Source organism: Mesorhizobium sp. WSM4850 (genome assembly GCF_055811735.1).
The window spans coordinates 1-22081 of sequence record NZ_JBVVPV010000058.1; the positions used below are offsets into that span (position 1 = coordinate 1).

Annotated in this window: 19 protein-coding genes and 2 pseudogenes; 7 read left to right on the top strand and 14 right to left on the bottom strand. The window is 62.1% G+C overall.

Features of this window, described 5'->3' with window-relative positions:
- Window positions 1-207: 207 nt before the first annotated feature.
- The 5 genes from AC0L2Z_RS31600 to AC0L2Z_RS31620 all read right to left on the bottom strand — a co-directional run bounded on the left by AC0L2Z_RS31600 (window position 208) and on the right by AC0L2Z_RS31620 (window position 5307).
- Complete coding sequence (locus tag AC0L2Z_RS31600; protein WP_023799169.1) at window positions 208-1014, bottom strand: ABC transporter permease; 807 nt, start codon at window positions 1012-1014, stop codon at window positions 208-210.
- Window positions 1014-1847: an ABC transporter permease gene (locus AC0L2Z_RS31605; RefSeq protein ID WP_473630213.1), complete on the bottom strand. Its 834-nt coding sequence runs from the start codon at window positions 1845-1847 to the stop codon at window positions 1014-1016. The genes AC0L2Z_RS31600 and AC0L2Z_RS31605 overlap by 1 nt, the downstream gene beginning before the upstream one ends.
- Before the next feature lie 23 nt (window positions 1848-1870).
- A complete protein-coding gene (locus tag AC0L2Z_RS31610) occupies window positions 1871-2983 on the bottom strand; it encodes an ABC transporter substrate-binding protein (protein ID WP_128170923.1) in 1113 nt (370 codons plus the stop codon).
- A gap of 91 nt (window positions 2984-3074) precedes the next feature.
- Complete coding sequence (locus AC0L2Z_RS31615) at window positions 3075-4169, bottom strand: ABC transporter ATP-binding protein (protein WP_128170907.1); 1095 nt, start codon at window positions 4167-4169, stop codon at window positions 3075-3077.
- A gap of 253 nt (window positions 4170-4422) precedes the next feature.
- Window positions 4423-5307 carry a LysR substrate-binding domain-containing protein gene (locus AC0L2Z_RS31620; RefSeq protein ID WP_128173076.1) on the bottom strand — a complete coding sequence of 295 codons (885 nt, stop codon included), beginning with the start codon at window positions 5305-5307 and terminating at the stop codon, window positions 4423-4425.
- A 75-nt stretch (window positions 5308-5382) separates the two neighbouring features.
- On the opposite strand from AC0L2Z_RS31620, the gene AC0L2Z_RS31625 reads away from it, so the two are divergent.
- Both AC0L2Z_RS31625 and AC0L2Z_RS31630 read left to right on the top strand, forming a co-directional pair.
- On the top strand, window positions 5383-6978 hold the full coding sequence (locus tag AC0L2Z_RS31625) for a zinc-binding metallopeptidase family protein (protein ID WP_287375647.1): 1596 nt from the start codon (window positions 5383-5385) through the stop codon (window positions 6976-6978).
- A gap of 23 nt (window positions 6979-7001) precedes the next feature.
- The gene (locus AC0L2Z_RS31630; RefSeq protein WP_128170486.1) at window positions 7002-7934 is read left to right on the top strand and encodes a dimethylarginine dimethylaminohydrolase family protein; all 933 of its coding nucleotides are present in this window, start codon (window positions 7002-7004) and stop codon (window positions 7932-7934) included.
- A 78-nt stretch (window positions 7935-8012) separates the two neighbouring features.
- Here AC0L2Z_RS31630 and AC0L2Z_RS31635 read toward each other — a convergent pair whose 3' ends face one another.
- Window positions 8013-9020 carry an ornithine cyclodeaminase family protein gene (locus AC0L2Z_RS31635; protein ID WP_473630214.1) on the bottom strand — a complete coding sequence of 336 codons (1008 nt, stop codon included), beginning with the start codon at window positions 9018-9020 and terminating at the stop codon, window positions 8013-8015.
- Window positions 9021-9181: 161 nt separating this feature from the next.
- Here AC0L2Z_RS31635 and AC0L2Z_RS31640 point away from each other — a divergent pair, with 161 nt between their 5' ends.
- Entirely contained in the window at window positions 9182-9643 is a 462-nt protein-coding gene (locus AC0L2Z_RS31640; protein ID WP_128170484.1) for an Lrp/AsnC family transcriptional regulator, read from the top strand.
- Between the two features lie 8 nt (window positions 9644-9651).
- Here AC0L2Z_RS31640 and AC0L2Z_RS31645 read toward each other — a convergent pair whose 3' ends face one another.
- A complete protein-coding gene (locus AC0L2Z_RS31645) occupies window positions 9652-10401 on the bottom strand; it encodes an SDR family NAD(P)-dependent oxidoreductase (RefSeq protein WP_128170483.1) in 750 nt (249 codons plus the stop codon).
- A gap of 98 nt (window positions 10402-10499) precedes the next feature.
- On the opposite strand from AC0L2Z_RS31645, the gene AC0L2Z_RS31650 reads away from it, so the two are divergent.
- A complete protein-coding gene (locus AC0L2Z_RS31650; protein WP_128170482.1) occupies window positions 10500-11393 on the top strand; it encodes a LysR family transcriptional regulator in 894 nt (297 codons plus the stop codon).
- Between the two features lie 130 nt (window positions 11394-11523).
- Here AC0L2Z_RS31650 and AC0L2Z_RS31655 read toward each other — a convergent pair whose 3' ends face one another.
- Window positions 11524-11955 (bottom strand): VOC family protein, encoded by a 432-nt coding sequence (locus AC0L2Z_RS31655; RefSeq protein ID WP_128170493.1) that lies wholly within the window; start codon window positions 11953-11955, stop codon window positions 11524-11526.
- 203 nt (window positions 11956-12158) lie between these two features.
- Between AC0L2Z_RS31655 and AC0L2Z_RS31660 the strand changes: the two genes are divergently transcribed.
- From AC0L2Z_RS31660 to galE, 3 genes are all read left to right on the top strand, one after another.
- Entirely contained in the window at window positions 12159-13361 is a 1203-nt protein-coding gene (locus AC0L2Z_RS31660; protein ID WP_128170481.1) for an MFS transporter, read from the top strand.
- A gap of 369 nt (window positions 13362-13730) precedes the next feature.
- Window positions 13731-14705 (top strand): UDP-glucuronic acid decarboxylase family protein, encoded by a 975-nt coding sequence (locus AC0L2Z_RS31665; protein WP_473630215.1) that lies wholly within the window; start codon window positions 13731-13733, stop codon window positions 14703-14705.
- Window positions 14702-15676: a UDP-glucose 4-epimerase GalE gene (gene galE, locus AC0L2Z_RS31670; protein WP_473630216.1), complete on the top strand. Its 975-nt coding sequence runs from the start codon at window positions 14702-14704 to the stop codon at window positions 15674-15676. Before AC0L2Z_RS31665 ends, galE begins: the two co-directional genes overlap by 4 nt.
- Before the next feature lie 129 nt (window positions 15677-15805).
- Here the strand turns inward: galE and AC0L2Z_RS31675 are convergent, their stop codons facing one another.
- From AC0L2Z_RS31675 to AC0L2Z_RS31700, 6 genes and pseudogenes are all read right to left on the bottom strand, one after another.
- A complete protein-coding gene (locus AC0L2Z_RS31675; RefSeq protein WP_473630217.1) occupies window positions 15806-16588 on the bottom strand; it encodes a class I SAM-dependent methyltransferase in 783 nt (260 codons plus the stop codon).
- A gap of 98 nt (window positions 16589-16686) precedes the next feature.
- Window positions 16687-16845: pseudogene (locus tag AC0L2Z_RS31680) on the bottom strand (transposase domain-containing protein); the annotation flags it as partial.
- Window positions 16846-16850: 5 nt separating this feature from the next.
- Window positions 16851-17024, bottom strand: a pseudogene (locus AC0L2Z_RS31685) (IS66 family transposase); the annotation flags it as partial.
- Between the two features lie 1090 nt (window positions 17025-18114).
- Window positions 18115-19350, bottom strand: coding sequence for an ABC transporter ATP-binding protein (locus AC0L2Z_RS31690; protein ID WP_287065381.1), 1236 nt, complete (start codon window positions 19348-19350; stop codon window positions 18115-18117).
- 5 nt (window positions 19351-19355) lie between these two features.
- Window positions 19356-20984 carry a glycosyltransferase gene (locus tag AC0L2Z_RS31695; protein ID WP_473630218.1) on the bottom strand — a complete coding sequence of 543 codons (1629 nt, stop codon included), beginning with the start codon at window positions 20982-20984 and terminating at the stop codon, window positions 19356-19358.
- A 111-nt stretch (window positions 20985-21095) separates the two neighbouring features.
- On the bottom strand, window positions 21096-22073 hold the full coding sequence (locus AC0L2Z_RS31700; RefSeq protein ID WP_473630219.1) for a glycosyltransferase family 2 protein: 978 nt from the start codon (window positions 22071-22073) through the stop codon (window positions 21096-21098).
- Window positions 22074-22081: the final 8 nt, after the last annotated feature.

Consider the following 22081-nt stretch of genomic DNA (forward strand, 5'->3'; position numbering starts at 1 on the left):
CCCCCCCTTGCTGGGGGGGTGGGGGGGCGCCACCCCCCCCCCTCGGAGGGGGCCCGGCCCCTGAAAACAACCCCCCCGCGCGGGCGGCTTCGCGGCCACCTCTCCCCCCGCTTCGCGCGGGGCGAGGAACCCAAGTTCTGTCCGGTAGGACAGAGGGGGCGCGAAGGATTGCCCACCTTTGACTTGATCTGTTTTCCGCTTCGCGCCTCACTGCCCCGCGCGCAGCCTGACCACGGCACTGCGCGCCGCCAGCACCAGCACCGTGATGATGATCAGGATCACCGAGAGGGCGGCGATCGCCGGGTCGATATTGTCGCGCAGGCCCATCCACATCAGCCTGGGCAGCGTGATGGCGTTGACCGAGGTGATGAACAGGGTGACGCCGATCTCTTCCCAGGACAGCACGAAGGACAGCAGGGCGGCGGTGACGATGCCGAATTTGATGTTGGGCATGATGATGCGGGTGGCGCGTTCCCACACGGTGGCGCCGAGACCGCGCGCGGCAAGGTCGATGCGCCGGTCGAGCTGGCTGAGCGACACCAGGATCAGCACCGTGGCGAAGGGCACCGTCATCACCGCATGCGCCATGGCGACACCGAGCCAGGTGTCGTAGCCGAAGAACGAAGAGACGCCGGAGATCGAGGTCAGCAGGAAGTAGAGCGTGATCGCCGAGACCACCGGCGGCACCACCATCGGCAGCAGCACGAAGCCGACCAGCGCGGCGGTGAAGCGCGGCTGGAACATCCACACACCGAGGCTGAAGCACAGGGCCAGCACGGTGGAAAAGGCGCTGCTGACGACACCGATCCTGATCGAGAGCAGGATCGAATTGATCCAGCGCGGATCCTCGATCAGCGCCCGGTAGTGGCGCAGCGACAATTCGCCGGACGGCATCGCCAGCATGCGGGTCGGCGTCAGCGACACCGGTATGACGGCGAGCAGCGGCAACAGCAGGAACAGCGCCACCAGTGCAGCGAGGATCAGCGAGACGGGGCCGGGGCGGTAGGTCGGCATCAGATCAGCTGCTTCGGTCTGACATAGCGGAACAGCAGCGCCATCAGCGTACCGACGAACAGCACCAGCACGACGCTGATCGCCGCCCCCAGCCCCCAATCCGGGCTCTGGAAGATGCGCAGATAGATCAGCTCGGCGACCATTACGCTGCGGCCGCCGCCAAGGATCGCCGGCGTCACGAAGAAGCCGAGCGAAAACACGAAGACGATGAGCGCCGAGCCGATGATGCCGGAGCGGGTCATCGGCACGAACACCGACCAGAAGGTGCGGATGCGGCTGGAGCCGAGCCCGCGCGCCGCCAGCAGCACGCGGTCGTCGAGGCTGCGCATCGAAGACGCCAGCGGAAACACGGCGAAGGGAATGAGGAAATGCGTCATGCCGACGATGACGCCGAATTCGTTGCGCACCAGCGTCAGCGGTTCCGAGATGAAGCCGATCGCTTGCAGCCAGGTGTTGAACAGGCCGCGATTGGAAAGCAGCGCCACCCAGCCAAAGGCGCGCGTCAGCACCGAGATCCAGAACGGCACCAGGATGCAGAACTCGGCGATCACCCGCTGCGCCGGCGTGCCGCGCACCCACACCACGGTGATGGCGTAGGCGGCGGCAACCGAAACGATCGTGACGATCGCAGCGATGCGCAGCGTGCGGACAAACACCGACTGCACCAGCGGGTCGCTAAGCAGCGTGCCATATTGCCCGAGCCCCGGCTCGGGCAGGGTGAAACTCCAATTGACGACGCCGAAGAATGGCCAGGCATAGGCGGCGCCAAGGAACAGCAGCAGCGGCGCCATCAACAGCGCCGCGCCCATCCTGTCGGAGATATATGCTTTCATCTCGGCCCGGTTATCCCGGTCTATCAGGCGGAGATGATCTTCGTGTATTCGTCGAGTGCGGCCCCGTAGTTCTTGGCGTACCATTCCATGTCGAGCGGGATCTGCTTCTTCATGTTTTCGGGGTCGACCGGGTTGATGCGCTTCTTGTCGGCGGGGATCAGCGCGTCGGTGGCCGGATTGGCCGGGCCCTGGCCGAGCTTGTCGAACATGATCAGCTGCTTTTGCGGATCCTGGGCGCTGGCAATGAACTTCATCGCCGCGTCCTTGCCGCCGGGATTGCCCTTGAGCACGGCGAGCGCGCCGGGTGAGATCAGGCCCTGGTCCCAGATGAACTTGATCTTGCCGCCGGAATCCTGCTCGATCAGCGAGGCTCGGGTCGACCAGACGATGGCCATCGAAGCCTCGCCGTCGAGCAGCACGCTCTGGCTTTCGGCGCCGCCGCCCCAATAGGCCACGACATTCTCCTTGAAGGCGGCGATCTTGTCATGCGCGCGCTTGAGATCGAGCGGATAGAGCGAGGCCGGCGCGATGCCGTCGGCGAGCAGTGCCGCTTCCCAGCTCGACACGCCCCATTTGTAGAGCGAGCGCTTGCCGGGGAATTTCGTCACGTCGAAGAAGTCGGCCATGCCGGTCGGTGCCTGGCTGCCGAATTTCTCGGAATCGTAGGCGATGACATAGGAGAAGAAATAGGTCGAGGCGGCGTGCTCCCAGCCGAAGCCAGGCCGCATCTTGTTCTTGTCGACGATCGAATAGTCGATCGGCTCGAGCATGCCCTGCGCGCCGAGTGTGATCGCCGAGAACGGGTCGACGTCGACCAGGTCCCAGGTCGGGGCGCCGCTCTTGAATTGTGCGGCGATCGCACCCTCGGTCGGACCGGAGCCGTCCATCTTGACGGTGATGCCGGTCTCCTTGGTGAAGGCCTGGCCATAGGCCGCGTCATAGGCGGTGATGGCGTCACCACCCCAGTTGACCAGCACCAGTTCCTTGGCTTGCGCGAAGGCGCCGGTCGAGCGCAGCAGCATCGGCGTGCCGGCCAGCACGAGCGCAGCCAGCTGCGTGAACTGCCGGCGCGAGATCTCGCCGCGCACCGCCCTGGCAGACAGTGTCTCGATGGCGTGTTTCCTGGTTTCGCTCATCTCTGAATTGTTTGTCATGTCAGTTCCCCTTTTTGTCGTTGATATTTCCCGAAAGCCGGCCTGGCGAACTTCAGCTCCGCCACGCCGATCGTCATTGTCCTCCGTCCGGAAGGAGGAAACCTTTTTCCGCAGGCCATGTCAGCCATACGGAATTGCCCTTGCTGAGTGCCGAAGCGGCGACCTCGTTCGGCACCGAGACCGTCACCTTGGCACCTTGGCGCGTCGTGAGATCGAGCCGCGTCGCAGCGCCGAGATAGGTCGAGGCGACCGCAGTCGCGGCGATGCCGTTCTCGCCGGCTGTCGCTTCGGGGGCGATCGACATGTATTCGGGCCGGATCGCCAGGATGGCGTTGCTGCCGACGGCGCTTGCATTGCCGCGCAGGGTGATGGTGCGGTCTTCGCACAGGCCGGTGGCGCCGTTGTCGGCGTTGCGAACGCCCTTCAGCGGCAGCATGTTGATCTCGCCAAGGAACTCGGCGACGAAGCGGTTGGCCGGCCGGTCGTAGACCTCGTCAGGCGCCCCGACCTGCAGCAACTTGCCGTGGTTGAAGATGGCGACGCGCGACGACAGCGCCAGCGCCTCACTCTGGTCATGGGTGACGAAGACGAACGTGGTGCCGGTTTCCTGGTGCAGCCGCTTCATCTCGGCCTGCATCTGGCCGCGCAGGCCCTTGTCGAGCGCCGAGAACGGCTCGTCGAGCAAAAGCACACCCGGCTCGAACACCAGTGCGCGGGCCAGCGCCACGCGCTGCTGCTGGCCGCCGGACAATTGCGACGGCAGTTTCTTCTCGTGGCCCTTCAGCCCGACGCGCTCGACCATCTCACCGACGCGACGCTTGATCTCGGCCGCCGACTTCTTGCGCACCTTGAGCGGGAAGGCGATGTTGGCCTCGACGCTCATATGCGGGAACAGGGCATAGCCTTGGAACACCATGCCGGCGGCACGCTGCTCGGCCGGCCGCTCGGTGATATCGACGCCGTCGCTGTAAAGGCGGCCGTCGGTCGGCTGCACGAAACCGGCAAGGATCATCAGGAAGGTGGTCTTGCCCGAACCCGACGGCCCGAGCAGGGTCAGGAACTCACCGCGGCCGATATCGAGCGTCAGGTCGTCCAGCGCACGGAACGAGCCGAAGCTCTTGCCGATCCCGATTGCCTTGATCTCTGCGGCACGGCCGGGTTGCTGCATCCTGCCTTGTCCTCAATGCTGATTGAAATCGTAGGCAGGGCGGCGGCTCACCGCAACCGAATAGTTTTCGCCTGACCGGCAAATTTGATTCATCTATGGCGCCAATCTCCCCCTTTTGGGGGAGATGGCCGCAAAGCGGCCAGGGGGGTCGGTCCGACTGGGCTCGGCCCGCTGCTGCGGATGGAGGTTGGGACTTCACGCGCGGCGACCCCCTCTGTCGCCTTCGGCGACATCTCCCCCTCGAGGGGGGACATTAGCTAATCTCCGACAGTTTCGACCTCAGCCACCTCCCGAACGCCTCCAGCACCGGATGCGCCGCCTTGGCATGTTCGGAAACGAGAAAATACGAGCGTGGCGAACTGATTGCGATGTCGAAGGGGCGCACCAGCCGGCCTTCGCTCAGCGCCCGGCGGCTGGTCAGCTCGTCGCCCATGGCGATGCCCTGGCCGGCGATGGCGGCCGAAAAGACCAGGTTCATGTCGGAAAAGAAGATGCCGCCCTCGGTGTCGGGATTCTCGACCTTCGACAGCGCCAGCCAGCGCGCCCAGTCCTCGGTATCGCCGAGATGCAGGAGGTTGGCGCGCAGCACGTCGGCCGGCCTGGAAAACCCGCCGATCTTGTTGAGCAGCGTCGGACTGCACAGCGGCGTGAACGAGATCTCGCACAACAGCTCGACCGCCCGGTTCGGCCAGTTGCCGACGCCGAAGGCGATGAAGGCGTCGGCCTCGGCATTGCTGACGTCGTCCAGCCGCCGCGGCGTCAGGATGCGCAGCGCGACATCGGGGTACATCTGCCGGAATTCGCCAATGTGCGTGCACAGGAACAGCGAGGCGAAGCCCGGCGTGCAGCTGACGCTGAACGAGCCGCCGACGCCGGTGCCGGCATGGCGCGTTACCGCATCGCCGAGCACCGTCAGCGCCTTGCGTACGTCGCTGGCGTAACGCTGGCCGCGCGGCGTCAGCGCCACGCCCTTGCCGATGCGCTCGAGCAGGTCGAAGCCGAGATCGCGTTCGAGCAGCCGCAATTGATGACTGACCGCGCTGCGGGTCAGATGCAGTTCGTCGGCGGCGCGCCAGACGCTGCCGTGGCGGGCGAAACTGTCGAGGGCGCGCAGCGCCTGAGTCGAGGGAATTCTCAAGAGGTGAACCGAATTTGCATGAGCCGGGAAAACATATCACTTTTTGGCGAGGCGCTTCACTGCTTTCTTTGACCGATGGAGGATCCGGTGACGAACTCGGCTCAAGCGACCGCGCTTGCCTGTCTGGACGACATCCAGCCGTCGCTGTCGGCATGGACGCGGACGATCTTCGATTTCGGCGAGACCGCCTGGCGCGAATACCAGTCGGCCGCCTGGTATGTCGAGCGTCTGAAGCACGAGGGCTTTTCGGTCGAGGAAGGCTCCGGCGGGATGCCGACCGCCCTTTGCGCCCACTGGACCAACGGCGCCGGGCCGACGCTCGGCATGTATGCCGAGTATGACGCGGTGCCGGGCAATTGCCAGGACGCGGCGACCGTCAAGCGACCGCGCCCTGGGCTCGGCGCTGAGGCCGGCGGCCACACCGATCCGCACTCCGGTCTCGGCGTTGCCAGCTTGGGCGGGCTTTTGGCGACCAAGGCGGCGATGCAGCGCCACGGCATATCGGGCACGCTGCGCTTCACCGGCGAGCCGGCGGAGAAGGTGCGGGGGTCGAAGCCGATCCATGCCGCAAAAGGCTACTACGATGGCCTCGCCGGCATGATCTCCTTCCATCCCTTTTACATGCTGCCGCTCTGCAACACGGCGCGCTGGGACACGCATTGCGGCGCGGCCTATGCGATGATCTATCGCTTTGTGTGCGACGAACCCGAAAATTGGGTTCGCGCAAGCGATGGAGCGCCGATTCCGCAGGCGCATTCGGCGGTCAGGGCGCCCGGCGCCAACGACGCGCTTGTCATGATGTACATGGCGTCCAAGGCGCTGCGTGATTCCATGCTGCCGCATCAGGGCGGCTGGTCGATCAGCGAGGCGATCCTGACCGCGGGACAGGCGACCGCCGACAATCTGCCGGCGGGTCTGGCCGAGATCCAGTACATGATCCGCGTGCCGACGATTGCCATGGCCGAGCAGGTCACCGCCGTGCTCGACCGCAACGCGGAGGCCGCCGCGAAGATGAGCGGCTGCCGCCATGAGCGGCACTGGGTGTCGAAGTCGCGGCCGGGGCTTGCCAATCATGCCATGGCCGGTATTGCCTACGACGCGCTGTCGACGGTCGGGCCGCCGCGCTGGGACGAGGCGGCCAAGGCGATTGCCCGCGAAATCCAGGTCAATGCCGGCGGCGCGGCGAGCGACGAGCCGTTTATCGCCGAGTTGGAGCAGCTGATTGCGCCTGAGGAGGCGGAGGCGATGCTGCGCCGCGACTTGCCGCCGTCGCAGCTGAATTCCACCTCCGACGATTACACCGACATGTCGTGGCAGACGCCGACGGCGCGGTTCTATGTCGCCCGGCCGGCGCTGCGGTCCGAGAACGGCCAGGCGTATCCGTCCTGGGCGATGAACGCGCTGGGCGGCATTTCCGCCACCATCGATCCGATGGTTACCTGCGCCGCGAAGACGATCGCGTTGGCAGCACTTCGCCTGCTCGAAGACAAGGCGGCCCGCGACGCGGCGATGGACGAATTCGTCGCCCGCACCGGCGGCGGCATTGGTGGCAGCACTTGGCTGGCACCGCTTTGCGACTACGAACCGCCGATCCATTTCCGCTGGCCGGAATATGTCACCACCCCGCGCGGACGGGACTGGTGGATACCAAGCAAACCGCAAGCCGCGTGATCACTCGAAGCCAGGAGAACCCCATGACCGTTCATGACCGCATCGTAGCAGAACCGTTTTCACTGCAGCGCCGCAATCCGGCCGGCGGCACCAAGCCGCTGACCGCCTGGGGCTTTGCCAACGAGACCGATGTCCTGACCGACGTGCTGCTCGGCTCGCCGAATTTCCTGCGCCACCTCTCGACCAGCTCGTTGTCGCGCAAACATCTGCGCGAGGCGCCGTGCAACGTCCAGATCGCGCAGGCGCAGCACAAGGATCTGGTCGCTGCTTACGAACATTTCGGCGTCAACATCCACTGGCACGAGCCGACGTCGGAGCTGCCGATGCAGGTCTATTCGCGCGATTCCAGCGTCATGACGCCGTATGGCGCCATCATCACCGCGATGTCCCAATGGTGGCGGCGCGGCGAGAACTATGCGGCGATCCGCACCTATGAGAAGCTCGGCATCCCGATCTACGACATGGTCACCGCGGGCACTTTCGAGGGCGGCGACTTCAACGTCATCGAGGACGGCGTGGTGCTGATCGGCTGCGGCGGCGCACGCACCCAGGAGGAGGGCGCTTGCCAGGTCCAGGCCTGGTTCGACAAGGAGGGCTGGGAAACCCGCATCGCCTTCATCGACGAATATTATGTCCATATCGATCTGATGGTGGTGCCGATCGCCGAGAAACTGACCGCCGTCTGCCTCGCCTGCACCGAGCCGGGCATCGTCGACTGGTTGAAGGGCAAGGGCCACGAGATCATCGACGTGCCGTTCCAGGACACGATGGCGCTCGGCTGCAACTTCATGTCGCTGGGCAAGGACCGGGTGATCGCGCCGACATCCAGCCAGACACTGATCGGTCAGCTCAAGGCGCGCGGCTTCGAAGTGGCGGCGATCGACATGAGCGAGATATTGAAGACCGGCGGCGGCATTCACTGCATGGCGCAGGCGCTGAAGCGCGAGCCGGCCTGAGGGACCGCCCTTTAGCCCGGCCGCTTCCGCGAAAGCGCCATTGTCAGCAACGTCGATCCCGCCTGGCTCGCGGCACGCCTACAGCACGATGAGCTTTCCCTTGTGCAGACGCTTGGCGCAACGATAGGCGAGATCGGCGGCGACCATGTCTTCCATGGCAATGCCCATCGCCTTGTAGGTGGTGATCTGTTGATCCGAAACGCGGCCCGGCGCGCGGTCGAGCAGCATGGCGCCAAGCTCGGTGCCGAAATCCGGGTCGAAGCCGGCAAGATCGCAAGAACCGACCGGGGTCGGTTCGAACGCATCCCTGGTCTCGACAAAAAGACTGGATTTGCCGATGAGCTCGATCGGCATTTCACCGCCGGGTGGTGCCACCCCGACCGACGACACGTGCGTGCCCGGCCGAACCCAGTCTGCCTCGATCACCGGCTCGTAGGAATGCGTCGCCAGGCACACCACGTCGGAACTGCGCACTGCCGCCTCGAGGTCGGCGACCGCCACCACCGACGGATGCAGCCGGGCAAGCGCTGCCGCATCGTCGAAGCTCTTCGAAGCGACCCGGATTTCGGCAAAGTCGCGCACCAGCGGCAACAGATGCAGGTGCTGGTTGGCCTGCACGCCGGCGCCGACCACTGTCGCTATCCTGGCGTCCCGGCGCGCGAGCGCGCGCACCGACAGCACGGCGGAGCCGGAGGTTCGCACCGCGGTTATGAAGGTGCCGTCCATGATGCAGACCGGCAGGCCGGACAGCGGATCGAACAGGCTGATGGTGGCGAGGTGGCTGGGCAGGGTCTTGGCCAAATTGCCTTCGAAGACGTTGACGATCTTGACGGTCAGGTTCATGCCCTCCATCCAGGCCGGCATGGCGAGGCTGTAGCCGGCCCCGGGGATATCGAGCTGTGGTCGGGGTGGATTGACGACCTTGCCTTGTGACAGCGCCTTGAAGCCGTCTTCCAGAACATCGAGAAGCTGGCTGAGATCGATGCACGCCATCACGTCGACTTCGCTCAGCACCAGGATCTCGGTCGCTCCCTTGCTGATTTCCGCCGCACTCCTGCCGGCTGGGCTGAACGCTTCCTTGGTCATCTTGCACTCCTTTTGTTTGTCGAAATCGGCTCACCACGTTTGCTTTGAGTGGGTGAGGGAAGCGCAGGCTATTGCGAGGTTTTATGTGATGAAATACGTTGATTTTGACATCTCTGCGTGAAATCAGCACACAAATCCCTGAGATAGAGTGGATTGTGAAAATGGACGACCTCGACCAGATAGACCGCAGTCTGCTCCGGCTGCTGCAGGAAGACGGGCGCCGGACGACGCTTGATCTTGCCGGGCGTATCGGGCTGTCGCCGACCGGAACGAGCCAGCGGGTGAAACGCCTTTTCCGCGACGGGTTCATCACCGCGGTTAGGGCCATGCTTGATCCGCGCAAGGTCGGCCGGGGAACGCTGGTGTTCATCGAGGTCCGGCTTGACCACACGGCGCCGCATGTCTTTGACCGCTTCGCCGAAGCCGTGGCGAAAGCTCCGGAGGTTCTGGAGTGCCATATGGTGGTTGGCGGTTTCGATTATCTGGTCAAGGCGCGGATCGCTGATATGGCGGTGTTCCAGGATTTCCTGCAGCGGGTCATCCTGCCTCTGCCCGGCGTGCGCGAAACGCACACTTTCGCCTCCATCGCCGACGTCAAGCCGAACGCCCTCTTGCCGGTGTGATCAGATGCCTACCGCCAGCCCCCCGAGGCGGTGATGCGCTCGCCGGTCAGCCAGGATGCGTCGTCGGAGGCGAGGAACACCGCGATGCGGGCGATGTCGTCGGGCTGGCCGAAGCGGCCGAGCGGGGTCATGGCGATGACCTGCTTCTCGAACTCGCTGCCGACGATGCCGATCCGCTGCAGGCCTTCGGTGTCGACGCCGCCAGGCGCGATGGCGTTGACGCGGATGTTGCGGGCGCCGAGCTCTCTCGACATGGAGAGCGTGATCGAATCCACTGCGCCCTTGGTGGCGGCGTAGACCAGCGAGTTCGGCTGCGGGTTGAGGCTGGCGACCGAGCTTATGTTGATGACGCTGCCGCCTCCGGCGCCGAAATGGTTCACCGCTTCCCGGATGGTCAGGATGGTGCCCAGCACATTGGTGTCGAACTCACGGTGGAATTCGGCCTCGGTCACCGCTTCCAGCGGCTCGAATGCGAAGACGCCGGCATTGTTGACCAGGATGTCCACCGCGCCGAACGACGATTTGGCGGCCTCGAACAGGCGGCGCACGTCGGCCACTTGCGACACGTCGCCATGGACGGCAACGGCTCGGCCGCCTGCGTCCTTGATCTCGGCAACGACGCGGTCCGCACCTTCCCTCGACGAGGCATAGTTGACGACCACGGCGGCACCGGCCGCCGCAAGACCCTTGGCGATGCCGGCGCCGATACCCTTGGAGGCGCCGGTGACGATGGCGACCTTGCCGTTCAGCTTGCTCATCAAATCTCTCCTTTGTCGATGATGAGCGGTATTTAATGGTGATCGGATAGCGTATTTAGGATCACCTCGATCGGTTCTTTCGTGCCTGGAATTCTTGAATGACCACCATCCTCGAAAAGACCGCCGGTCTCGTCGCCTTCGTGCGCACGGTCGATGCCGGCTCGTTCCATGCCGCCAGCCGGCTGGTCGGCTCCAGCCCGTCGGCGGTGTCGAAGAGCGTGGCGCGGCTCGAGCGGCGGCTGGGCGTGCGGCTGATCCAGCGCTCGACGCGCCGGCTGGCACTGACCAGCGAAGGCCTCGCCTATTACGAGCGGGTCGCGCCTTTGCTCAGAGCGCTGGACGATGCCGAGGACATCGTCCAGATGGCGGATACCGCGCGCGGCCTGCTGCGCGTCACGGCATCCGTCGAACTCGGGCGCGGCCTGATTGCCTCATGGGCACAAGCATTCCTGGCGCAGCACGGCGAACTGAAACTCGAGCTCAGCGTCACCGACCGTCACGCCGACCTGATCCGCGAAGGTTATGATGTAGCGGTGCGCATGGGGACGCTGTCGGACACCGGGCTCCCCGCGCGCAAAATCGCCAATCTGCCGATCGTGCTGGTGGCCTCGCCGGCCTATGTCGAACGGCGCGGCCGGCCGGCATCGGTCGAGGCGTTGCAGAGCCACGACTCCGTCCGCTATCAGATGGCCGGGCGGCCTTATCCGGTCACCTTCGCCGACGGCGCGGTGATCGTGCCGAACGGGCGGCTCGATACGGACGACGGCGGCGCCATCCGGCAAGCGGCGCTGGCCGGAGCCGGCATCGCGCATCTGATGCAGTTTGCCGTGCAGGACGATCTCGACACCGGCCGTCTGGTCCGCATTCTGCCCGAGGTGGCGATGCCGACTATGCCGGTGCACATCGTCCATGCGTATGGGCGACAGCTACCGGTCCGCGCCCGGCTGTTCGTCGAGTTCCTGGCGGGCCGGATGGCGGCGCTGACGCGATAGGGCGGGAGCTCCGTGGCAAAGACAGCGGCGCTTCGTCGATGGCCATGCGGTAGCCTTTGAGCGTCGCTGCGTTGAAGTTGAATATCAAGTGCTGGCGCGGCGCGACGTAACGAGAATACCTGTCATCGAGCTAAAACGTAATCTCCACCGAAGCGGCGCTGCGGTTGGCCGGCCCGTGAAAGACGGCCTCTATGTTGTTGCCGTCGGGATCGAGCAGGAAGGCGGCATAGTAGCCGGGATGGTAGTGCTGCCGCTCACCCGGCGCGCCGTTGTCCGCGCCGCCGGCGTCGAGGCCGGCTCTGTAGAAGGCGTCGACCATCGCGCGGTCACTGGCCTGGAAGGCAAGGTGGTGGCGCCCCGTCAGTTGCCCGCTGGCCGCCCGGCTGTCGATGCTGGAGACGAACAGCTCGTCGGCCCAGAAATAATCCTCGGCGCTGCCGCCGATCGGAATATCGAGCACCTTGAAAACCGCCTCGTAGAAGCGGCGGCTGGCCTTGAGATCCCTGACCACCAGCTGGACGTGGTCGATGAGACGGCCGCGATGAAGTTCCATGCCTGACAGCTCCTGATCGCCAGGTTGGAAATCTAGCTCAGGACGGTGCACGGTCAATGCAATGGAGCAATTGAATGGCGCGATTTCCTGACTGGATAAAAAATGCAACCGGATTGTAGGATTCGAAATGTCGTCATCGTCCTTCGGACGCAAGCGGTGTGACGAAGCTTGAAAGAAGTCGCGCCGTGTCCAAACGATCTCGGGAGAAAAGTATGAGCCTTTCCTATCGTTGGGTCATCGTGGCGGCAGGTGCTGTGATGACCTGTGTCGCCCTCGGGGCGATGTTCTCGCTGGCGATCTTCCTCGAACCGATGGCGCTCGACACAGATTGGTCGCGCGCCGGCATATCGAGCGCTATGACGCTGAACTTCCTGGTAATGGGCCTCGGCGGCTTCGCCTGGGGCGCCATTTACGATCGCTACGGCGCCCGCATCGTGGTGATGACAGGTGCGTTGCTGCTCGGGCTGGCGCTGGTGCTGGCCAGCCGCACCGGCTCGCTGCTTGTCTTCCAGATCACCTATGGCGTGCTCGTCGGCCTCGCGGCAAGCGCCTTCTTCGCGCCGATGATCGCGCTGACCGTCGCTTGGTTCGACACCAATCGCAGCTTGGCCGTTTCCCTGGTCTCGGCGGGCATGGGCGTGGCGCCGATGACGATCTCGCCCTTCGCGCAATGGCTGATCACGGCCTATGACTGGCGCACCGCCATGTTCGTCATCGGCGTCGCGGCATGGGCGCTGCTGGTGCCGGCCGCATTGCTGGTGCGCCAGCCGCCCAAGCCTGCCGCTGAAGACGCCGCCGCCGATATTGCCGCCAACGATACCGGCATGTCGGTTCCACAGGCGCTGCGCTCGCCGCAATTCATCGTTTTGGCACTGACCTTCTTTGCCTGCTGCGCGGCGCATTCCGGACCGATCTTTCACATGGTCAGCTATGCCATGCTGTGCGGCATAGCGCCGATGGCGGCGGTCAGCATCTACAGCATCGAGGGCCTGGCGGGCTTAGGCGGCAGGCTTCTATACGGCGTGCTTGCCGACCGGCTGGGGGTCAAGCCGGTGCTGATTACCGGTCTGGCGATACAGTCCGTGGTCATCGCAGCCTATCTTGCGGTCAGCGAGCTTGGTCAATTCTACACGCTCGCCGTCATCTTCGGCGCCACCTATGGCGGCGTGATGCCGCTCTATGCGGTGCTGGCGCGCGAATATTTCGGCCAGCGCATCCTCGGCACGGTGTTTGGTGCCGTCACCATGCTGTCCAGCATCGGCATGGCCTTCGGCCCGCTCGCCGGCGGCATGGTGTTCGATGCCTATGCCAGCTATTCCTGGCTGTTCATCGGCTCGGCCCTTGTCGGGCTCGGCGCGGTGGCGGTGGCGATCGCCTTCCCGCGGCTGCCGCGCAGGGAGTTGCAACCGGCGTAGCGGAGAGAGGACGCAGGGGGTCGAAAGTGGACATCGCATATGTCAGCTTTTGACCCCCAGTCGCGACGCGTTCATCGGCGGATAGTAGCCGGGTCAAGACTGTGCAAGACCCATCTCCCTTAATAACAATCGATCATGCTGCGGCGCAGCGCGTTCACGTCCAAATGCCGATTGCCGGCAAGCCGACGTTCGGACGAAACCGTCAAAACGGACGAACGAATGGTTTTTTCGCGTATGTTTGCGCATACCTCACGCGACTATTTCAGGTCCGTTAACATTTTGTGTTTTCGGCGCAGCATTTTTTTCCTATCCTCGCCCTAGGGCTTTGCGCATTCGATTGCGTGAAGAACTGGCGTGAGGATCCCAAATATGCAGCAGGCAAAGCGAGTCTTGGTGACAGGGGGCGCAGGTTTTCTGGGATCGTTCTTATGCGAGCGGTTGCTTGCTGAAGGCCACGAGGTTGTATGCGTTGACAATTTCTTCACAGGAAGTCGGAGAAACGTCGCGCATTTGCTCGACAACAGATCCTTTGAGATCATTCGCCACGACGTGACATTTCCGCTCTACGTAGAAGTTGATGAAATATACAACCTTGCTTGCCCGGCAAGCCCGGTTCACTATCAGTTCGATCCGGTCCAGACGACAAAGACGAACGTCCATGGGGCCATCAACATGCTGGGACTCGCCAAGCGGATTCGCGCAAAGATCCTTCAGGCGTCCACGTCTGAAGTCTATGGCGATCCCGAGATTCACCCGCAGACCGAGGACTATTGGGGCAGGGTAAACCCGATAGGTCCCCGTTCCTGTTACGACGAAGGCAAGCGGTGTGCCGAAACCCTGTTTTTCGACTATTGGCGGCAGCACAGGCTGCGGATCAAGGTAGCGCGGATCTTCAACACTTACGGTCCGAGGATGCGTCCGGACGACGGCCGCGTCATTTCCAATTTCATCATGCAGGCACTGCAAAACAAGCCGATAACCGTGTACGGCACCGGCGAGCAGACACGCTCATTTTGCTACGTCGATGATCTCATCGACGGTCTGGTTCGCCTGATGCACACGGCCGACGATGTTACCGGCCCGATGAATCTCGGCAACCCGGTCGAATTCACGATGCTCGAACTTGCCAATCTCGTGATCGAACTTACCGGAAGCCGATCCGAGATCAGGTTATTACCTTTGCCCGTCGATGACCCAAGGCAGCGGCAGCCCGACATCGGGTGTGCCTTGCGCGAGCTCAACTGGAAGCCAAGGATCGCATTGCGCGACGGTCTCGCCACGACCATCGCCTATTTCGAAGGCTTGGTCTCATCGGGATCCGCTCGGACCGCTGCAGCCGAATGAAAACAGTGTTGGTCACTGGCGGGGCGGGCTATATCGGCTCACACTGTTGCAAGGCATTCGCCGGTGCCGGTTGGTCGGTCATTGCGTATGACAACCTCTCGCGCGGCTGGCGCGACGCGGTCAAATGGGGACCGCTTGTCGATGGCGATATTTGCGACGCTGCAGCGGTGGCAGCAGCGCTGCACCGTTATCGGCCGGATGTGGTGGCGCATTTCGCCGCTTACGCCTATGTCGGCGAGTCCGTCGAGCGCCCGGAACTCTACTACCGAAACAACAGTTTTGGGACGCTGGTCTTGCTCGAGGAAATGCTGAAGGCCGGTGTCGACAAGCTGATCTTGTCGAGCACCTGCGCGTCTTACGGCGTCCCCGTTCGTTCTCCGATCGACGAAACGCATCCGCAGTCTCCCATCAATCCTTATGGGTGGTCGAAATTCATCATAGAGCGAATGGTGGACAATCTTTCCGATGCCCATGGCCTCAACGCGGTTGTGCTGCGGTATTTCAACGCGGCCGGATGTGATCCAGACGGCGAGGTCGGTGAGCGGCATGAACCGGAAACGCATGTCATTCCGCTCGCTATCGAGGCGGCGATCAGGTCGGGCCGGGTTTTTACCATTAATGGCGCCGACTTCGACACAAGGGACGGAACTGCGGTGCGGGACTATGTCCACGTCACCGATCTCGCCCGTGCTCACGTTCTGGCTGGGGAGAAGCTTTTGCGCGATCCGGGAGTCCATGTTTACAATCTCGGCACCGGAACCGGAACGACGGTGAACGAGTTGGCCGATGCGGTGAGCCGGGCTTCGGGAACGCGCCTTCCTGTGGCCTACGGTCCGCGCAGGACAGGCGACCCGCCCGCGCTTGTCGCCGCGGCCGGCAAGGCGAGCCGGGAACTCGGCTGGATGCCTGAGCAATCCGGAATCGACCGTATCGTCGAAACGGCGCTGGCCTGGTATCGCCGCCGGTTGTGAGGATCTTTTTTTGCCGAAGAGCCCTACCGCCTGGTCAACAAGCAATCGAGGGCGGCGGCGACTGCGGTAAGCGAGAAATTTTCCTCTATCTGACTTAAACCAACAAGCCTCCCTCTCACCCAGGGTGGTTCAAGCAGCCTTTGTAATCATGACTAGGATTTCGTCACGCCACTCTCCCTTTCGTGCAAAATGAACGGAACATGAGACTTTGGCATTCGGGCCGAGAACTTTGTCAACAAGCACATGCGTGTCCTTGTTCCAGATGACGAACCGGTCATCTTTGCAATCAAAGTTCCACTGGTGCAGCCCTCGGTATTCGCCGCCCTCGGCTTCATTTCGGTAATGGCGGAGCAAAACCACGCCATCGTCTCTGACAAGTTCGAGCATATTCGCGATCGTGGCTACTGGGTCATAGGTGTGGTCGAGAGAATTTCTCGCATATGCAATGTCAAAGCTAGCCCGCGAAAACTGGCTCAGTAGCGTCTCGCCCTCACCCTTAATCGTCGGGAACGGCAGCTTGACGCCCCTCTTGCGCAGCACGCTAGCGTAGTGATCAGCGAGGGGGTCGACAGGCGTGATGGATATGTTCTTACCGGGATGCGTATACCCAACTTGGGTGATTGCCCCGGCCCCGACATCGATGATGGCAATGTCGGTACGAGATTCTGTCGATAAATATTTTGTGATCATCGGATCCCATATGGGACACTCTGGGTTCTGAGCCTCGACTTGGAATTGAGCAGCCTCCGGCTCACTGGAATGGTACGACTCGTGCCAATCACGCTCGTTGAGGAGGCCGATAGTCCACTTAGCCTTGTTGCCCAGTCTCGCCTTTGCATCGGCATTTCTTGATAACGTCTGGCGCGCCACGTAGAACGTGGAGAGAAGAGTAAGATGTAATTTCGTTGCCACTCGTGCACCACGGCCTTGAAGGGCCGATAGGATACGCTTGGGGCCAACTTTCGTAGGTTGGGTCATCTCGCCACCATGTGCTATTGGACCAATCAAGGTTAAGCATCATGCGCAGCCACCGCCTCAACGAGCACAGCCGAGGTGTACCCGGTCCCGAGCGCCCACTTCCACGGAAGCAACTCCAGCAGGCGCGAGACGGGCAGGTTCGGCATACGGGCTAGCACATCCGCGAGCCAGGCCCTCGGGTCGATGTCGGAGTTGGGCCATACTGCTCGCGGCGGAGTTTGGCGATCTCCAGCCTGAGATGCGCGATCATCGCCTTGGAGGTCGAGACCACCGCGCGCGCCTCGGCCAACTCGACCTCCGTTCGGGAGCGGACCTCGGAGGCAGCCAGTCGAGCACGGAGAAGAGCGACCTCGGCGGGGGTTTCGGACATGGCCAAAGCTACCACGTCCAGCGCCCAAATCCCAGCAGAAACACTCCTAGCCGAACTTAACCGGCCTTCGCCGAGCGCTGCGTCCAACGTGGATTGCGCCAGTCGATTCCGTCGAGCAAACACGCCACCGCTGATCTTGCTTTTTTCAGCATCAACGTGACGGTCGCTGTTCCGAGCTTCTCCAGCGTTGGCTTGCTCTGCGGTTTCGATGGGGGCCGATGGGGCAACAACTTCGACCGACGAGAACTCGTTCGCTAGGTCACTCACCTGCGTCGGCAACGCGCAACTAGACACGTCGCAGTCCAAATTTGGGGCGAGTTCTGTCCTTTTCGACGGTGCCGGAGACCGGAACACCAGTACCTAACGGCGCTGGCCTGCAATTTGGTTCCGGCCAGTTCACAATCGAGGCGTTTTATCAGATTTGCGGTGCTTGATGACAATTCCCGCGGGATCATGGGCAAGATGGCTCGATTGGGGGCGCTTTGGAGTGGTTCTTCACGGTGCCGGCGACGCTCAAAATGCGGCGGCTGGAGGCGTAGATATGAACGGCTGGCTGGATGAAGTTCGCATCACCAAGGGCGTGGCGCTCTATGCGTCGGACAGCGGATTTGCAGTGCCGACTGCGGCTTACCCGCGCTTTTAAGCTAAGCCGTCGATCGCCAGCGCAGTTGGTCCTCCCATCGAACGATGGGGTCCGGACGAAGTAAGGCCCTGTTCCATCAAAGTCTAAGGACTGGGAAACGCACCGTCAAGCACGTGCGGTAACAGTTGATTCAACCGATGCTGGTATTTTGAAGGAGTGTGGTAGCGGCTCGACAGTGGCGCGGGAAGGCGAATTGCCGGAGCCGCCAGCGCCGCCCGTTTGGGGGTTTGACCGCGCCGTCTATTCTGGGACAGCGCGGTCAAAGATTCCGTTAAAATTTTTCGGAACTAATTATCCGTTTTCGCGATGCCCGACCCAGGCGTTCCCGCAAGCCCGGGTTGTCCTTCAGTCTTTGCAGGGCGCGCGCGATTTCAGCGTTGCGGTCGCGCGGTCGACGGATTGACCTACACCGAAGATTTATTCGCCAGGACGTCTCTTCACGCGCCTTCAATCCACCTTAAGCAACTGGGCAGAATGCGACAGTCGCACAATCCCGTGCTCTTTCTGATATGGCCAATATGAGTCATTGACTGTTGCTGCAACAACGTCGAACGTTAGCAAGTTCTCGCTGTCGAGGCCCGCGTTATCCTCTCCCCACGAAAAGAGAGCCGCTCCAGCGCTATAAGTGCCAGGCAACAATCCCAACGATCGCACGCTAAATACGACCTTGGCCTGCCCTACTATGTCAAATTGACCAACACCTTCCGCGAGGCTTTCGAGCACAGAGATCAAGTTGCCTTCCTGATCAAAAATCTTGATAGCAACCACGCTTCGGTGATACGAATTCCTCGCGCCCAGCTTCAGCACAAAATCGTAATCGCCGCCAAACTTGAGCTGGCTGCAGCGCTCGCGCGTACCCGGATACACAATAGCCACCTGCATCCAGAGGTCATCATCGCCAACGCGCTCGGATCCGTTGCTGCTCGGGGCGGTGTTCGACAGGTACGCATCGATGATCGATGATGCCTCGCCAAAATCCTTCAGAAGGCCGCGGTCCAGATAAATCGCTTTTGTGCAATGCTGCCGAACCATGGCCAGGTTGTGGCTCACAAACAGCACGGTCCGACCTTCACCCGCGACGTTCTTCATCGTGCCGAGACATTTCCTTTGAAATTCAGCATCGCCGACAGCAAGCACCTCGTCGACGACGAGAATCTCCGGCTCCAGATGAGCAGCGATCGCGAAGGCAAGCCGAACATACATGCCGGACGAATAACGCTTGACCGGCGTTTCGAGAAAGCTGCCGATATCGGCAAATTCGATGATCCGGTCTAGCTTACGCGTGATCTCGGCTTTACTCATGCCGAGGATCGCGCCGTTGAGGTAGATGTTCTCGATCCCGTCGAGATCCGGATGGAATCCGGCCCCTACCTCCAGCAAGCTTCCGATCCGACCTCGCATCACTGCCTCGCCCTCATCCGGAGCCGTGATCGAGGTCAAAACCTTGAGCAGCGTGGTCTTTCCCGAGCCGTTGCGTCCGATGATACCGCACACGGTGCCAGTCGGAACGGAAAATGTGATGTTCTTGATGGCGAAGAATTCGTTGAGGGAAGCTTTGGCTTCCCGCGAGCGCAAACGCGCGACAAGTTGTTCGACCTCCTCACGCAATGAGCGCACGCCGATCGCGCCGCGCCGGTAGCGCTTGGAAAGTCCTCGGACCTCAACGGCTGGCAATTCTGTCATCGATCTCAAGCCGTAACATCTGCGGTTCGACTGCCGGGTTGATCCGCGGTCAGCCCGTCCTTCACGACGCGCGCCGTGACAACGATAGGATAGGCGGTATCCCGGACGTCGAGCTTCTGGTCAGAAACTTCTTCCTTGGCGAGTCCCTGAAGAAAACAAACTGCCGCAAAGACGTTGCCGTGGGTTTCGAGCGCCATGTTCGCCGTGCTGAAGGATTTCGCAAGCAACTTCGCCAACGCCGCCTGCGTCAATGACCAGAACCACGTGCTGCCCCACTCGCCGCGATCGACCGGGGTGATGCCAGGAACAGTTAGCAGCAGCACGCCCCCGGGCTTGAGCGCTTCGGCCAGTGCAGCGACCGCGGCCGACATGTCGTAGATCAGATGAAGTGTTTGCGTGAGGATGATGCAGTCGAAGGCGTTTGACGGCAGCACTCCGGGCTGCGACAGGTCGCCTATGATGGTCGCGTTTGGATCATCGGGATCAACATGCAGCACGTCGCTCTTGACGACATGAGCACCGCCAAAATGCATCGTGTAGCTGTTGTCGCCGATTTCCAGCACACGGCCATGTATGTCGGCCGCATTCAATCGTAGGAAATTCTCGATATAATACCGATCTATTGGCTTGCCCCGATCATATCCAAATGAATGGCTCATCGGCATCGTGCGTGCGAAATCCCCAAACCGCACCGAACCGACGCGCGGAGCCCGCCAATCGGCGCCGGAAGCTCCGAGCAGCCGTTGCACCTGCCTGCCGACCTTGCGTGTTATCTTAAATGCCGCCGTTTGCAGCGTGATCGGCGGCGACATCTGCAAAGCCTGCCGCAGCATGCGAATCGCTTTGGCGGGTTGGGCGCGGATCGCGCGCAAGGCATCAGTAGTCAACTGTCCGGTATAGTAGGTCTTCCAGAACCGCCTACCATCGCGGACTGCAAGACGCACATCGTCGTCAACCGGACCTGCTAGCTGCTTGTCAAGCACCGACAATGCTGCAGCGAGCATCATCGATCGATTCTTCGTCATGTTGTCGCCGTGCATGCGATACTCGGCGACGACATCGTCGTGCGTTACGATCGAACCGCGCCGGGCGATTCGCAAGAATAGCTCATAGTCTTCGCAGGACCGCATTGAAACGTCGAACCCGCCCATGGCCGCGAGCCTCTCCCGCCGATAAACTACGGTCCCATGCATCGCAATGAAGTTTCCCGTCCGCAGTAACTGAAGATAAGGATCTTCAACAAGCGCGACGTGATGGTTGTCTGACTGGATCGCACCGCTTCCATTGATGAAGCGATGAGCTCCGTAAGCGAGAACCGCATCTGGATGCGCAACCAGCATTCGCACGCCCGTCTCAATGGCATTCGGAAGGAGACGATCATCCGCGTCCAGAAAGGTGATGTAATCGGATCTGGAAGCCGCTAGTCCGGTGTTTCGGGCGGCCGCGAGCCCGCAATTGTCCTGCCTGATCAGGCGCACGCCCGGATGACGCTCGACAACCGATGCCGGATTGTCGGTGGATCCGTCGTCGACGACAATAATTTCATCCATCGGCCGGCTTTGACGAAGACAGCTCTGAATGGCTTCCTCGAGAAAGCGAGTGTGGTTGTAAGTTGTTATGACGACTGCGATCATGAAACAGCCAAATTCTCCTTAGCTTCGCAGAGAGGCAACGGGCGGGTGTTCGTTGATATCAGACATCTCAGGCTCGGTCGCGATCCAATCCGCGCCACCCGGTCCCGCCCACTACTTCCGTGCTCTCGTCAGTAGCCTGAACACCTTCGACAGGATGCGGCGTGGCGTCAGACGCCGAGCGAACCGGCGTGGCGTCAGCCGCGGAGCGAACCGGCGTGCGGCTTCGATGGCGAGGTCAAACCTATCGCGAAGTGTCAGGGGCCGACGCTGGGCCGGATAGTGCGCAAATGCGAAGCGGAGCGCCCGCTGCAACTCCGGCGTCATTAATCCCGAGGCCGACGCATGCATCTCAACCCATTCGAGGAAGCGGATGCGAGCAGCATGCGGGCGCAGTGGATCGTAGATGCCGGAAGCAGTCGCCTTGGCCGATGTCGAATCGAGGTGCTGCCTGTATCGGCCGGTGGGCGTGGATGTAACGAACACCGGATAGCGCAACAGCAGCTTCACTAGAAGGGTCTGGTCTTCGTAGAGCTCGAACGCCTCATCGAAGCCGCCCACCGCTACCAAAGCTTCGCGGCGAACCATGATCGAGCAGATGCACGGCACATGAGCCCGCTGGCGCACGATGACCTGGTCGAGCAGGTCGGACGGCATGTGCAGACGGTCCGATTGGCGTGGCATCGAGTCGGTCCAGTTCCTGTGAGGCTCATCGGGGAACCACCACAGGGTCGGTCCGTAAAGGACCTTGGCGCGAGGATGCGCATCAAAGATCGCAAGTTCCGTCTCGAATTTTTCCGGCTCAAATATATCGTCGCCATCCAGGAACGTGAAGAACATGCCCGACGCGGCCGCGATTCCGGCATTGCGCGCCGCGGCGGCGCCGCGACGCCGGCCGTTCGATCGAATGAAACGGATTCGCGGATCTGCGGTTGCTGCAGCCTCCGCGATTGCAACGCTCCCGTCGAATGATCCGTCGTCAATGAGAAGCATTTCCCAGTCGATCAAGGTTTGCGCGCGCACGCTTTCGATCGCGTCCGGAAGAAACCGCTCGACATTGAGGAAAGGCGTGATGACGGAGATCAATGGCATCGGCGTCG